We start from the raw sequence: 13709 nt of genomic DNA on the forward strand, positions 1-13709 counted from the left end.
TTTGATACAGGAAGTGCACTTTGCTTGGGAAACCACGGAAAGTGCCGAACAAGACGCGTAAGGATGGTTATGTTAAAGATACCTCTCTGGCCGAGGCGATAGCCCAAGCCAGAGAGATTTCCATTCCGGTTCCACCTGTGCCCATCGTCATGAAAACCAGGCGCAGTCTGTGATCGACAGATCAGCCGCGCTGGGGACCTTCCCGTTCGGCCGAGGCCGCCCAAAGGTTGATATCCATATCTTGTGCATAGCCATCAATGCGAGACAGTTCTTCTGCAGTGAACTCGAGATTATCGACTGCTCCGACGCAATCAATAACCTGTTCAGGCTTTGAGGCCCCGATCAGCGCCGAGGTGACACGCCCGCCGCGCAGCACCCAGGCCAAAGCCATCTGCGCCAGTGTCTGGCCGCGCTCCTGGGCGATTTCGTTCAAGCTGCGGATGCTGGCCAAGGCCGTGTCAGACAGAAAATCCTTGCGAAGAGATTTGCCTTGGGTTGCCCGACTGCCCTCGGGAATGCCGCCGAGGTATTTCGAACTCAACATCCCTTGTGCCAGCGGTGAAAAGACAATCGACCCGATGCCGAGGTCTTCAAGCGTATCCACAAGCCCGTCCTCCTCGATCCAGCGGTTGAGCATCGAATAGCTGGGCTGATGGATCAGGCAGGGCGTTCCCAGCTCTTTCAGGATGGCAGCGGCCTCGCGCGTGCGTTGCGCGTTGTAGGAAGAAATTCCGGCGTATAGCGCCCGCCCGGACCGCACGATGTGATCAAGCGCCATCATCGTTTCCTCAAGCGGGGTGTCGGGATCGAACCGGTGGGAATAGAAGATATCGACGTAATCCAACCCCATCCGCTTGAGCGATTGATCACAAGACGCGATGAGGTATTTGCGGCTGCCCCATTCACCATATGGGCCCGGCCACATGCCGTAACCCGCTTTCGAAGAAATGATCATTTCGTCCCGATAGGGCGCAAAGTCACTCTTCATCAGCGCGCCAAAGGCCGTTTCCGCCGATCCCGGCAACGGTCCATAATTGTTGGCCAGATCAAAATGCGTAATACCGAGATCAAATGCAGTCCGGGTGATCTCCCGCTTGGTCTCATGCGGGGTGTCGTCACCGAAATTGTGCCACAACCCCAAAGAAATCGCAGGAAGTTTCAGCCCTGAGCGGCCACAGCGGCGGTAGGGCATCTTGTCGTATCGGGTCTCTGCGGCGGTCCATGTCATTGGTCTATCCTTTATCGCTTTGTTCTTTTGCACCGAAGTGTTGAAACGGGTCGGCCTTCAGCTATTGGTGATATCGCACAAAGGCGAAGGCCTGACTGTCGGGACCCCAGCAGGGGACATTGATCGTGCCCTGCCCGCCAAAAAGATCGGTCAATTTCTCGCTCTTGCCACCCTGAGCAGGCATCAGCCTCAGTTCGACCTGCTTGCCAAAGGGGTGGCCCTGCGTGCCCGCCGGATAGGCCAGGTACAGCACATGTCGCCCGTCAGGTGACGGGTGCGGAAACCAGTTTACCGTGGCCTCATCCGTCATCCGTTCAAGGTCGCTGCCATCCAGACGCACCCGCCAGAGTTGAACCGAACCGTCCTGTTCGCCATTGAACCAGATCCAGGTGCCATCCGGGGTGAAATCCGGTCCGTCACAATGGTCAAACCCTTCGGTCACCTGGGTTTCGTGCCCTCCGCCGACCGGGATTGTGTAGACCTGATAGCCCGCGCCGCGATTTCCGACATAGGCCAATGTGGCGCCATCCGGCGACCAACCATGCCAGTAGGAGGGCGTCTTTTCCGTGACCCGCCGGGGCGTGCCGCCGCCAGCCGGCAGCGTGTAGATCGCGCTTTCGCCAGCTTCGGTCTGGTCACTGATCACCAAGGTATTACCGTCCGGCGAAATACCATGGTCGTTGTTGATCTGACTGGCAAATCCTGTGTCAATCGGGTGTCGCGTCGGCACATCAAGCGGCACGCTAAAGAGCCGCCCGTCACCGTTGACAATCAGCCCCGTGCCGTCGGGTCGCCAGTTCGGGGCCTCGATATGTTCTCCGACAGACAGCAAGATCGTTTCCCTGCGGTGTTGCAGGTCATAGAGAACAATTTCGCTCTTCATCGCCGCGGTCCTTTTTCGGTTGTACCGACGCGTCATGCCATCGCGCAGAGTTGCTAGGCATATAGTTACGCAGAGGCCGTAGTGAAGTTCAAGACGCAGCACGGTGCGTTGCATGGGTGCCGACATCCTGCCGCAGGCTTGCCGAGGTCGGGCCAAAAGACCAGTTCGGCGAGCGTCCAGATGTTCGGACCTTCAGTACAGGCTGTCCCGCAGATCCTCGACCTGCGTCGACAGGCGGTCCGCCGGATAGGTCCCGATTTCTGGCAGCGTACAAACCAACAGGCTCTCGGTCGTGCCCGCCTGGATCAGACTTGAACCGTCGGGTCCAACCAGAACGGAGCGTCCGCCAAAGCGCAGGCCGTTTTCTTGACCGCAATAGTTCGCATAGGCGACAAAGGCGCGGCTCTCATACGCCCGTGCTGGCACCAGAATTTCCTGCACATGTTCGTAACCCTCTGGGTTTGCGGTCGGGACCAGGATCACCTCTGCGCCGTTCCGGGCAAGATGGCGTGCGATTTCCGGGAACTCGATCTCGTAGCAGATCAACAGCCCAAAACGCAGTCCCGCAAAAGAGAAGACCGGAGCAGGCGCGTCACCGGGGTGAAAGACCGATTTCTCCATCTCGCCAAACAGCATATGTTTTCGATGATGCGCCAGGATCTCGCCCTCGGGACCAAATGCAGTAACGCTGTTGAAATGCTGGTCGCCCTCGCGTTCTGACCAGCCCGTTACCAGGGCGCAGCCGGTTTTCCGGGTCAAATCAGACAGATGTCGCATCCAGGGTCCGGTCCTGTCTTGCGCCTGTTGCCGGTGGGCGGCCGGACCGTTGTAGCCGGGCAGCATCAGTTCCGGTGCGACCAGCATATCGGCACCCGCCGCCGCAGCCGCCACAAGCGCCTGCGACAGGGATGCCATTGCGAGCTCGGCCTTTCCTTCGGCAGGCTGTGGCTGCAGTAATGCAAGTTTCATGTTCACTCCTCTTCCGCTGGACGGGGCATGACGCTCAGTCAGGCAAATCAACCGGGCCATGTTCGGGATAAAGATCCCCCGGGCCCGGATTCCCCGCTGCGCTTTGGCCGCCAAGATGGGTCAGGATGCCCCAAACGGCATTGAGCGACGTCTGAACAGCGCCTTCGACCCAGGCCGGTGTCCAACTGACGCCATCGCCGGCAAGAAAGATCCCCCGGTGTTCGGGCGCCATTTGGTCCTGCATGAAATGGCCGAAAATACGGTGGTTGTAGCGGTAGTGTCCCGGCAACGCGCCCTTGAACGCGCCGAGGAAGTTTTCGTCCGATTCCCAGCTGACGCAAATCGGCTCCCCCCGGATGTGAGAGGCGATATCGACGTCCGGGAAAATCTTCGAGAGCGCGCCAAGCGCCAGTTCGACACGGCGTTCCGCACTCAGCGGCAGCACCTTGAGCGCATCCGTCATCCAGGCATAACTCAGACAGATGACGGCCGGCTGGTCCGGGCCGTTGTCAAAAAGATAGGTGCCACGCGTCAGCCGATCCGTCAGGGTCATGGACATGACAGGTTGGCCTGTCGCCGGGTCAATGTCATTCCAGAAAGGTCTGTCGACCATAACAAAGGTTTTGGCGGCCTGCATGTAGCGGGTTCGGTCCAGCGCCATCCAGAGCTTCTGGTCAAACAGGTCTTCTTCGGTTTCAATGGAAGTGGTCAGCAGATGGGTCTGACAGGTCGCAAGCACCGCCGGGTAATCGGTTTCATTCACCCATTGATCGCGCACCCGGATCTGATCCCCGGCCCGGGTCAAGGCCGTGGCCCGACTGCGCGTCGCGCCGCCGTTCAAACTGGCGAGTGTCGTCCCGTCGGGCCAATGGGCGCAGGGCACGGACAAGTTCCAGAGCCGATGCAGGACATTTTCGACACCCCCAACAATATAGCGCTGGTCGTCATCCAGTCTCAGCAAATTCACCCGGAGGATCTCAAGCATCGAATTCGGAAAATCAGAGTCCCATCCGCCGGTGCCAAACCCGACCTGTCCGAAGACTTCGCGGTGGCGGAAATTCAACTTCTGGAACGGCTTGGAATTGACGATGAAATCATAAAACGTCCGCTCGTCCCAGTCACGGACAAGCGGGTTCCACAGAGCTTTGATGCCGGCGATATCCTTGTCCCGGACCGCAGCCTGCAGGTCGGGAAACGCCGCCTGTTCGCGCAGGGCGGTGTCGTAGGCTTCGGCGATTTCCTGATAGAGCGGCGGCAAATCCTGCAATGTGCGGGCAAAATGGCGCTGGCCTTCCAGTTCGATAACCGTCGAACCGGCAGCAGCACTGAGCGGGTTGGGAAACGGCCGACTTTCACAACCGGCAAGATCGACGTAGTGATAAAACCCCCGCGACGAGATTGGAAAACGCATTCCCCCCAGTTCCGCGATGATCCCCTTCGTGCCCTCAAAGGTCCGCGACCGCAGCCGCCCGCCAAACTGCGAGGCTTCATAGACGACCGGGCGCAGCCCCAGTTTCATCAGCTCGAAGGCCGCCACCACTCCAGCCGCACCCGCGCCGATGATGGCGACTTCGGTTCCGTGGACATCTTTGGGGAGTTGCCCAAGCCCCGCAGGATGCGCAATCCACTCTTCATATGCGAATGGAAAATCCGGGCCAAAGGCCGTTATTGCAGTCAAGTCGCCTCTCCTTTGTCAACGACAGAGCCGTGCTCCGTGTGACATCTGTTTTCTGTCGCCGTGACATGTCGCAGCGCGTTTCAAGGCGAGGATTACATGAATGACGGCGGGCCGAAAGGCACATCGCGCACAGGATTTCCACCCGCGGCAAATGTTAGCCAAGAACCCGTTTCAGGCCAGATTGAACCGCCTGAAGAGGCGCAAGATAGCGGTCGATAATGCTCGATGTGGGGTCCTGGCTTGCCGCGATCCCGATATTGAGAGCCGCGACCACGCGCCCGTGGGTATTCTGAAGCGGCACCGCCAGCGACCTCAGGCCCAGTTCAACCTCCTGATCAATCATGGCATAGCCATTGCGCCCAGCCTCGGCGATCTCTTGCATGATGTCATCTGGGTGGGTCCGGCTATAGACCGTGCGCGGCGCAAGATCGGAGCGTTCAACCAGCGCGCGGGCCTGCGCGGGCGCAAGGTCGGCCAGCAGCACCCGCCCCATGGATGTGCAATGTGCCGGCAGCCGCGAGCCAGGCATCAACCCGATCGACATGATCCGGGTGGTCGCGGACCGGGCGAGGTAGACAATCTCGGTTTCATCAAGGATCGACACCGAAGAGGACTGACCCGTCCGGGCTGACAATTGCTCCAGCCAGGGCTGCACGATCTGCGGCAACGGCAGCGCCGCGAGAGTGCCCATGCCAAGGCGCAGCACCCGTGGGGTCAGCTGAAAGTATTTGCCATCATAATCCGCATATCCGGTTTCATGCAGGGTCAGCAGGCAGCGTCGCGCGGTGGCTCTGTCCAGCCCTGTCGCGCGTGCCGCATCCGTGATCGTCAAACGGGGGGTTTCCGCGCGAAACGCCTCGATCACCTGCAGCCCCTTTGCAAAAGAGGCGATATAGTCCGTTCTGTTCACCATACGCACAGCATTCTTCACATGTTGAACAAAGGTCAATATGTGAATAAATTGCTGGTCCAATGGAGATTGTTTTCTTACCTCAGGGTCAGGAGGTATCTCATGGACAAACGTATTTCTTCTGCCGCAGAGGCCGTGGCTGAAATTCCAGATGGCGCCACAGTGATGATCGGCGGGTTTGGGGGCTCCGGTGCCCCGATCGAGCTGATCCACGCATTGATCGACCAAGGGGCCAAGCACCTGACCGTGGTCAACAACAACGCTGGGAATGGCCATGTCGGTCTGGCGGCGCTGATCGAGCAGGGCCGCGTTGACAAGCTGATCTGCTCCTTCCCGCGCTCTGCGGATCCGAGCGTATTTGTCGAGACCTACAAGGCCGGGAAAATCGAATTGGAGATCGTCCCGCAGGGCACACTGGCCGAGCGCATCCGCGCGGGTGGGGCCGGCATTCCGGCGTTTTACACGCCAACCGCCTTTGGCACCGAAGTCGCCGAAGGGAAACATATCGAGGTTTTTGACGGTCGTTCCTATGTGCGCGAGCGGTGGCTCAAGGCCGATTTCGCGTTGATCAAGGGTGAATTGGGCGACCCACACGGCAATCTGACCTATCGGATGGCCGCGCGAAATTTCAACCCGGTGATGGCAACAGCCGCCACCACCACCATTGCGCAGGTGTCCAGCTTTGTACCGCTGGGCGGGATCGACCCTGAACATGTTGTGACGCCTGGTATCTTCGTGCAGCGCCTTGTCGAAGTACCGACCCCAGCACAGGAAGAAGAGCTCAACCGGGCGGAGGCCGTATACCCATGACCGATATCAAACTTTCCAACGCGCAGATCGCATGGCGCGCGGCACAGGACATCGAGGATGGTGCCTATGTGAACCTCGGCATCGGTTTTCCAGAAATGGTTGCCCGCTTCCAACCCGAAGGCAAACAGGCGATTTTTCACACCGAAAACGGTGTATTGGACTTTGGCAAGGCCCCAGAACCCGGAGACGAGGACTGGGACCTGATCAATGCCGGGAAAAAGGCGATCACCTTGAAGCCCGGCACGGCATTCTTTGACCACGCCGACAGTTTCGCCATGGTGCGCGGCGGTCACCTGGATGTGGCGATCCTGGGGGCCTATCAGGTTGCACAGAACGGAGATCTCGCCAACTGGTCCACCGGAAAAGGCGGCATCCCGGCGGTTGGCGGTGCCATGGATCTGGTGCAATCGGCCCGTCGTGTCGCAGTCCTGACTGATCATGTGACCAAGACCGGCGCGCCGAAACTGGTGTCACATTGCACCTTGCCGTTGACCGGCGTCGGCTGTGTGACCCGCATTTATTCCTCGCTCGCAGTGATCGACGTCTGCGACGGACATTTTGTGCTGCGTGAAAAACTGCCGTCCTGCTCGATGGAGGAGCTTCAGGCGCTGACCGGCGCGCCGCTTCATACCGATGGCCCGGTGGCCGATCTGATTTGCCCGGAGGAACTGGCATGACCGAAGTCTTTATCTGTGACTACCTGCGCACACCCATCGGACGCTTTGGCGGCGCCTTGGCAGCGGTGCGGGCCGATGACCTGGGGGCAATCCCGATCCGCGCCCTGATGGGCCGTCACGACATCGACTGGAGCCAGGTCGACGAGGTCTACTATGGCTGCGCCAATCAGGCGGGCGAGGACAATCGCAACGTCGCGCGCATGTCTGCGCTGCTGGCGGGGCTGCCCGTGGATGTACCGGGCGTGACGCTCAACCGGCTCTGCGGGTCAGGTATGGATGCGGTGATCACCGCCGCCCGTGCGATCCGCGCCGGCGAAGCGGACTTGGTGCTGGCAGGCGGCGTTGAAAGCATGAGCCGCGCACCCTTCGTGATGCCCAAGGCAGAAAGCGCCTATTCCCGCGCGAATGCAGTCTATGACACCACCATTGGCTGGCGGTTCGTCAACCCGTTGATGAAGGCGCAACACGGCGTCGACTCGATGCCGGAAACCGCTGAAAATGTCGCGGACGACTTTGCCATCAGCCGCGAGGATCAGGACGCCTTTGCGCTCCGGTCACAACAGAAGGCGGCCGACGCGATTGCGAACGGCAGGCTGGCCCAGGAGATCGTCCCGGTGACGATCAAAACCCGCAAAGGGGAAACTGTCGTGACGACAGACGAACACCCGCGGGCCACCTCTTTGGAAAAACTCGCCGCACTCCGACCAATTGTGCGCGAGGACGGCACCATTACCGCCGGCAATGCCAGTGGCGTGAACGATGGGGCGGCAGCGCTGATCCTGGCGTCCGAAGCCGCGATCAAACGCCACGGGTTGACCCCCATCGCGCGGGTTCTTGGCGGTGCCACAGCAGGCGTTGCACCCCGGATCATGGGATTTGGGCCGGCGCCGGCGTCGAAAAAACTGATGGCCCGTCTTGGCCTGAGCCCGGATGATTTCTCTGTCATCGAACTCAACGAAGCTTTTGCCTCTCAGGGGTTGGCAACCCTGCGGGCACTTGGCATCGACGACGACGATGCGCGGGTCAATCCGAACGGAGGCGCCATCGCCCTTGGTCACCCGCTGGGCATGTCAGGCGCCCGCATTGCCGGAACCGCAATGCTGGAGCTGAAATCCGGTGAAAAGAGCCTCTCCACCATGTGTATCGGCGTTGGCCAAGGCATTGCCCTGGCATTGGAAGCCTTGTGACCCCACTCTAGGTGACAAGGCCCGGCCCATCGGATGATGGGGCCGGGCCTGCAACAATCGCATCTGATATTTAGCAGGATCGGCGGATCCGGCATCCCTCGCGGAAGCCATGACGCCAGATCGAAGGTCTTACTTTTTCAGGTTGGTCCAGATCGTGTCGTAAACAGCCTGCACATCCTGTTCACAGGCTTCGATAAACACGGTCTTGCCGGCATCCGCAGTCGGGTTCGCCTCTGGCAATGCCCGCAGAGCCTCGTCCAGCAGCGGGGCAACGCCCTCGACCCCGGCACCGTAGCGGGTCCAGTTCGTCAGCGCCGCCGCGTTCTCCGGCACCAGAAGGAAATCCATGAATTTCAAGGCATTCTCGCGGTTGGGCGCGTCCTTTAGCAACACGACATTGTCCATCCAGGCAATGTAGCCCTCCTTTGGAAAGGCATATTCCACATTGGCGCCTTCCTCGCGCGCCTTGGCGCTGAACCCGTCATAAATCATCCCGGCCGCCGCGTCGCCCGACACCAGCACTTCCTTGGCCGTGTCAGAGTTGAACGATGCCCAGCCCTGTTTTGCGCTTTGCAACATATCGTTCAGCGCCTTGAGCTGTTCGCGATCCGTGGAGCATTGCGGAATGCCCATATGGAGCGCCGCCATCGCCATGACCTCGCCCTGACTGTCGAGCACATTGATCTTGCCCTGCAGTTCCGCCGGCGGGTTGAACAGAATGCTGGTCGAGGAAATGTCGCCGGAATAAACGTCCCGGTTTACCGCAAAGCTGGTGGACCCCCACTGATAGGGGATCGAGTGCTGACGCCCCGGGTCAAAGCTGGGGTCGGCCCAGAGGGCGGAAATGTTGCCCTTGTTCGCCAGTTCGCCCTCGGCAATCGTGTCCAGCAAACCTTCTGATGCCATGATCTTGACCATGTAATCGCCGGGCACCGACACGTCATAGGTGCCCATACCCCCGGCTTTGAGCGAGGCAAGCATCGCCTCGTTGGAATCGTAGGTGTCCATGACCACGTCGATCCCGGTTTCTGCGGTGAACTTATCCACCAGTTCTTGCGGGATGTATTCGAACCAATGGTACACGACCACCTGACCGTCTGCCGCCGCGACGGACGTCATTGCGCCAAGCGTCAGGACGGCTACGCTGGATCTCAAAAGAGCTTTCATTGTTCTCTCCATCTGTTGGTTATTTTGTTTTTTCTGATTTGCTGACGACGTATGAAATCGTCACGAGTAAGATCGAAACGCCAAGCAACAGCGTCGATATCGCCATGATGTTCGGCTTTATCCCCTGCTTGACCGACCCGAAGATAGCCGTTGGCAGGGTTTCGATGCCGGCCCCCTTGACGAAATTCGTGATGATGAAATCATCAAGAGAGACGATAAATGCGAGCAGAAAACCGGAGATAACTCCCGGCATCATCATCGGGAGCAATATGCGGGTGAAGGCCTGTCTTTTGGTTGCGTACAGATCCTGTGCGGCCTGTTCATAGCTGGCATCGATACCCTGCATCCGCGCGGCAATCGGCAAATAGGCAAACGGAATACAGAACGCGATATGCGCAATCAGGATGGTGCCATAGCCGCGTGTAAACCCGACCGAATTGAAAAAGATCAGCGTGGCGACGGCCAGAACAATTTCCGGCACCATCAGCGGCAGGCTGATCAGGCCGAAGGACAGGCTGCGCAGCTTGAACGCGCCACTTCGGATCATCGCGGTGGCAGCAAGGGTTGCAATCGTGGTGGCGACGGTTGCCGCGATGATCGCAATGGTAAAGGAATTCCAGGCCGCCGCTTTGAATTTTTGGCTTTCGGGGCCGGAAAACACATCCACGTACCAACGCAAACTGACCCCTTCCCAATTGGTGATCGAATTGCTGTCGTTCAACGAATAGACGGTCACCACCAGCAACGGCGCATAAAGGATCAACAGGCATACCAACGTGATGGCAAAGAAACCTGGATAGCTCTTGATATCGAGTTTCGCGCGTCGCATCAGCCCGTTCCCTTCTGTGCCCTGGCCTGCTGGCGGGCGAAGATGAGCAGCAGGATCAGGACCATGGTCAACAGCACCATGGATGCCGCCGCGCCAAAGGGCCAATTGCCGGCGTTGCCTTTGAACTGCTCCTCAATCAAGGAGCCGATCATGAAATTCTTGGCCCCGCCCAGCAGGTCGGGCGCAAGAAACGACCCCAACGAAGGGACAAAGACCAGGATGCATCCCGCAACGACCCCCGGTTTCACCGCCGGCAGCAGGATGCGGCGCAGGGTCACCCATTTTGAGGCATAAAGATCCGCTGCGGCTTCGCTCAGGGAAAAATTGTAGCGTTCGACGCTGGCATAGATCGGCAGCACCATAAACGGGAGGTAAGAGTAGAACAGCCCAAGCTGCACGGCGAAATTTGTGTTGATGATCGTGATCGGCTCGTTGATCAGCCCGGTGCCGACTAGAAAATCGTTGATTGGTCCATTGTCCCGCAACATGAATTTCATCGACACGGTGCGGATCAGCAAATTCACCCAATAGGGGATGGTGATCAGAAACACCCACATGGGGCGGAGTTTTTCGGGTCGGGTAGCGATGAAATAGGCGGTCGGAAACCCGATCAGCAGCGCCATCAGCGTCGCCGTCGCCGCCTGCCAGATCGAGCGCCAGAAAATCGCGATATAGGTCCATTCAATCGTTGGCGGTTCATCGCCAAAAAGCCCCCGATTGAAGAAAAACTGATCATAGGCCGCCGTGCTGAATTCCCAAATCACGCCGCCCCGGAACTCTTTGGTCAGAAACGAATAAACCAGCATCATGAAAACCGGCGCGAGGACAAAGACCCCCAAGAACGCCCAGGCAGGAAGCAAAAGCCAGGGGCGCGCGTTCTTGTAGGTGTCCGCCGCGGTGCCGCCGCTGCTCGCCGTGCCGCCTGCCATCAGTCCATCAGGAGGCGCGCGGCCTCCTGCTCCATGTTGACGTAGACTGCACTGCCCGGCTCAAAAATCCGCTTGTTGCCACGGTCCGAATTGGAGGTGCGCACCACCAGATTGGGACCCTCGTCCAGATCGACCAGCGTCGTGATATCGGTCCCGGCAAAGATGTTTTCCCTGACCCGACCGCGCAGCCCTTCGGCGTCGGTCGGCGCATCGGACATAAAGAGCCGTTCCGGCCGGACGGATATATGCACTCGGGCGCCGATACGAACCTCCTGGTCCGATTTGCCGCTGAGGATATGACCGCCACCCAGACTGCAGATGGCGCGCCCGTCCCGAACTTCACGTACCGTAACCTCCAACAGATTGGTTTCGCCGATGAAATCCGCCACGAACATATTGTGAGGGCGTTCATAGATGTCCCGCGCCGCGCCAAGCTGTTGCAGCGCGCCGGCGGACATAACCGCGATGCGATCTGACATGGTCAGCGCTTCTTCCTGATCGTGGGTGACAAAGATAAAGGTGATGCCCGTTTCGCGCTGAAGATGTTTCAGTTCCATCTGCATGGCCTTGCGCAATTTGAGATCCAGCGCCGACAGCGGTTCGTCCAGAAGCAGGACCTTGGGCTTTGGCGCCAGCGCGCGTGCCAGCGCCACCCGCTGTTGCTGGCCACCGGAGAGTTGCGCCGGTCGACGGCTGGCAAAGTCCGACAACTGCACCAGTTCCAGCATCTCGCCGGCGGCACGCCGGGATTCAGGCCGCGATTGACCCCGCATCTCCAGACCGAAGGCGACATTGTCCAGAACCGTCATCTGCGGAAACAACGCATAGTTTTGAAATACGGTGTTCACCGGACGCTTGTTCGGCGGCAAATCGGCGATTTCGTCGCCAAATAGAAAGATCGCCCCTTCGGTGACCTCTTCAAAGCCGGCGATCATCCGCAACAATGTCGTCTTGCCACACCCAGAAGGCCCCAGAAGCGTAAAAAACTCGTTGTCATAGATCGACAGGGAGACCGTGTTAAGCGCCGTAAAGTCACCGTACCGCTTGACCGCACCACGAACATCTATGGCAATTTTTCTGCTGTCTGACACGACAAACTCCGTCTTTCCGAGTTAGACAGAACCATAGGAACCGGTCGACAATTGCCCAAGAATTCTGTCACTTAGCATTGCTTAACCTCTGCCTAAGGCAAGGGGTAGAATATGAGCGGCGCGCCCAAAATCCGTGCAGCGCGAGAACCCTGGCTCAGGCCGGCACGCGCCCCGTCAGTTCCGCCAACAGCCGGTCCATCATACGGTCACATTCTGCCAGTTGCGCCACTGCAATAAATTCGTCCGCCTTGTGCCCCTGCCCCGTCATTGACCCCGGACCGCAAACGACAGTGGGAATGCCCAGACCGGCAAAGACCCCGGCCTCGGTGCCAAAGGCAACTTTGATCGTCTGATCGGAGTGCACCAGGCCTTGCACCAGCCGCGTCACCTCTGCCTTGGGTGAGATCTCCAGGCCGGGATACGAATTGATGGGGTGGATCTCGATATCAGCCGTCTCAAACCGCAGCCTGTGAGCGGCGCGCACCATTTGTGCGCTGTCCTGGATCCGCGACAGGATGCCCTTTGGATCATCCGCAGGCAGATGTCTGTATTCAAACAATATTTCGGCCCGAACGGGTACGATGTTCAGCGCCTCTCCCCCCCTCATACGGCCGACATGAACCGTCGAATATGGGATGTCATAGGCGCTGTCCTGCGCGCCGACCATGGCCAGGGTGTCCTGGATCTTGCGCAACTCCGCAAGGAAATCCCCGGCGACATGCAGCGCATTCAGGAAACGCGGCGCCAGGGCGGAATGCCCGCTCTGGCCGTGACATACCGCGCTGAGCGATCCCTTTCCCTTGTGGCCGATGGCGACCTGCATTTCGGTAGGCTCGCCCACGATACAGGCGCGCGGCAGGCCGATGCTGCGCTCCAGATCGCCACTCATGTGCTGGACGCCGACGCAACCGACCTCCTCGTCATAGGACAGCGCGATTTTGAGCGGCTCCGCCAAAGCAACACCCGCCGCGCGCTCGGCCAGAGCCAGAACGCAAGCGAGATAGCCCTTCATGTCGGTGGTTCCACGCCCATAGGCCCGGTCGCGGTCCAGCGTCAGCCGAAAGGGGTCCCGCGACCAGCTTTGGCCGTCGACCGGCACGACATCCGAATGCGCCGACAGCAGGACGCCTTTGCCAGCCGGGCCGAGCGACGCAAATAACCCCGCCTTCTGGCCACAGGGGCTCGCAAGACGGTGCACCGTAAAGCCGAGGTTGGACAGAAACGCCTGAACATAGTCTACCAGCGCCAAATTGGACTTTGCGCTCACCGTGTCAAAGCCGATGAGCCGATCCAGAATTTGCAGTGTCCTACTCATATTCAAGTCGCCTCCCGGTCTGGTGTTGGTGGCAAA

Annotated in this window: 13 protein-coding genes; 3 read left to right on the forward strand and 10 right to left on the reverse strand. The window is 59.3% G+C overall.

All coding sequences use genetic code 11. From position 1 onward, the window contains the following. Nucleotides 1–181: 181 nt before the first annotated feature. From mgrA to TRIHO_RS21730, 5 genes are all read right to left on the reverse strand, one after another. The gene (mgrA, locus tag TRIHO_RS21710; protein ID WP_068248727.1) at nucleotides 182–1228 is read right to left on the reverse strand and encodes an L-glyceraldehyde 3-phosphate reductase; all 1047 of its coding nucleotides are present in this window, start codon (nucleotides 1226–1228) and stop codon (nucleotides 182–184) included. A 61-nt stretch (nucleotides 1229–1289) separates the two neighbouring features. Continuing rightward, entirely contained in the window at nucleotides 1290–2111 is an 822-nt protein-coding gene (locus TRIHO_RS21715; RefSeq protein ID WP_068248728.1) for a TolB family protein, read from the reverse strand. 192 nt (nucleotides 2112–2303) lie between these two features. Next, a complete protein-coding gene (locus tag TRIHO_RS21720) occupies nucleotides 2304–3080 on the reverse strand; it encodes a carbon-nitrogen hydrolase family protein (RefSeq protein WP_068248730.1) in 777 nt (258 codons plus the stop codon). Nucleotides 3081–3114: 34 nt separating this feature from the next. Beyond that, nucleotides 3115–4758 carry a flavin monoamine oxidase family protein gene (locus TRIHO_RS21725; RefSeq protein WP_068248732.1) on the reverse strand — a complete coding sequence of 548 codons (1644 nt, stop codon included), beginning with the start codon at nucleotides 4756–4758 and terminating at the stop codon, nucleotides 3115–3117. Between the two features lie 154 nt (nucleotides 4759–4912). Further along, nucleotides 4913–5671, reverse strand: a complete 759-nt coding sequence (locus TRIHO_RS21730; protein WP_068248815.1) for an IclR family transcriptional regulator domain-containing protein — start codon at nucleotides 5669–5671, stop codon at nucleotides 4913–4915. Between the two features lie 99 nt (nucleotides 5672–5770). Here TRIHO_RS21730 and TRIHO_RS21735 point away from each other — a divergent pair, with 99 nt between their 5' ends. The 3 genes from TRIHO_RS21735 to pcaF are packed head-to-tail and all read left to right on the forward strand — an operon-like array spanning nucleotide 5771 to nucleotide 8342. Then, nucleotides 5771–6478, forward strand: a complete 708-nt coding sequence (locus TRIHO_RS21735; protein ID WP_068248734.1) for a 3-oxoacid CoA-transferase subunit A — start codon at nucleotides 5771–5773, stop codon at nucleotides 6476–6478. Further along, nucleotides 6475–7155: a 3-oxoacid CoA-transferase subunit B gene (locus TRIHO_RS21740; RefSeq protein WP_068248736.1), complete on the forward strand. Its 681-nt coding sequence runs from the start codon at nucleotides 6475–6477 to the stop codon at nucleotides 7153–7155. Before TRIHO_RS21735 ends, TRIHO_RS21740 begins: the two co-directional genes overlap by 4 nt. After that, nucleotides 7152–8342, forward strand: coding sequence for a 3-oxoadipyl-CoA thiolase (gene pcaF / locus TRIHO_RS21745; protein ID WP_068248738.1), 1191 nt, complete (start codon nucleotides 7152–7154; stop codon nucleotides 8340–8342). Before TRIHO_RS21740 ends, pcaF begins: the two co-directional genes overlap by 4 nt. A gap of 129 nt (nucleotides 8343–8471) precedes the next feature. Here the strand turns inward: pcaF and TRIHO_RS21750 are convergent, their stop codons facing one another. From TRIHO_RS21750 to argE, 5 genes are all read right to left on the reverse strand, one after another. Further along, nucleotides 8472–9509 carry an extracellular solute-binding protein gene (locus tag TRIHO_RS21750; protein ID WP_068248740.1) on the reverse strand — a complete coding sequence of 346 codons (1038 nt, stop codon included), beginning with the start codon at nucleotides 9507–9509 and terminating at the stop codon, nucleotides 8472–8474. Nucleotides 9510–9528: 19 nt separating this feature from the next. Continuing rightward, nucleotides 9529–10338 (reverse strand): ABC transporter permease, encoded by an 810-nt coding sequence (locus tag TRIHO_RS21755; protein WP_068248742.1) that lies wholly within the window; start codon nucleotides 10336–10338, stop codon nucleotides 9529–9531. Continuing rightward, a complete protein-coding gene (locus tag TRIHO_RS21760) occupies nucleotides 10338–11267 on the reverse strand; it encodes an ABC transporter permease (protein WP_068248744.1) in 930 nt (309 codons plus the stop codon). Before TRIHO_RS21760 ends, TRIHO_RS21755 begins: the two co-directional genes overlap by 1 nt. Beyond that, complete coding sequence (locus tag TRIHO_RS21765; protein WP_068248746.1) at nucleotides 11267–12358, reverse strand: ABC transporter ATP-binding protein; 1092 nt, start codon at nucleotides 12356–12358, stop codon at nucleotides 11267–11269. Before TRIHO_RS21765 ends, TRIHO_RS21760 begins: the two co-directional genes overlap by 1 nt. A gap of 154 nt (nucleotides 12359–12512) precedes the next feature. After that, nucleotides 12513–13673 (reverse strand): acetylornithine deacetylase, encoded by a 1161-nt coding sequence (gene argE / locus TRIHO_RS21770; protein WP_068248748.1) that lies wholly within the window; start codon nucleotides 13671–13673, stop codon nucleotides 12513–12515. Nucleotides 13674–13709: the final 36 nt, after the last annotated feature.

The sequence above is a fragment of the Tritonibacter horizontis genome, from assembly GCF_001518015.1.
Lineage (GTDB): Bacteria > Pseudomonadota > Alphaproteobacteria > Rhodobacterales > Rhodobacteraceae > Epibacterium > Epibacterium horizontis.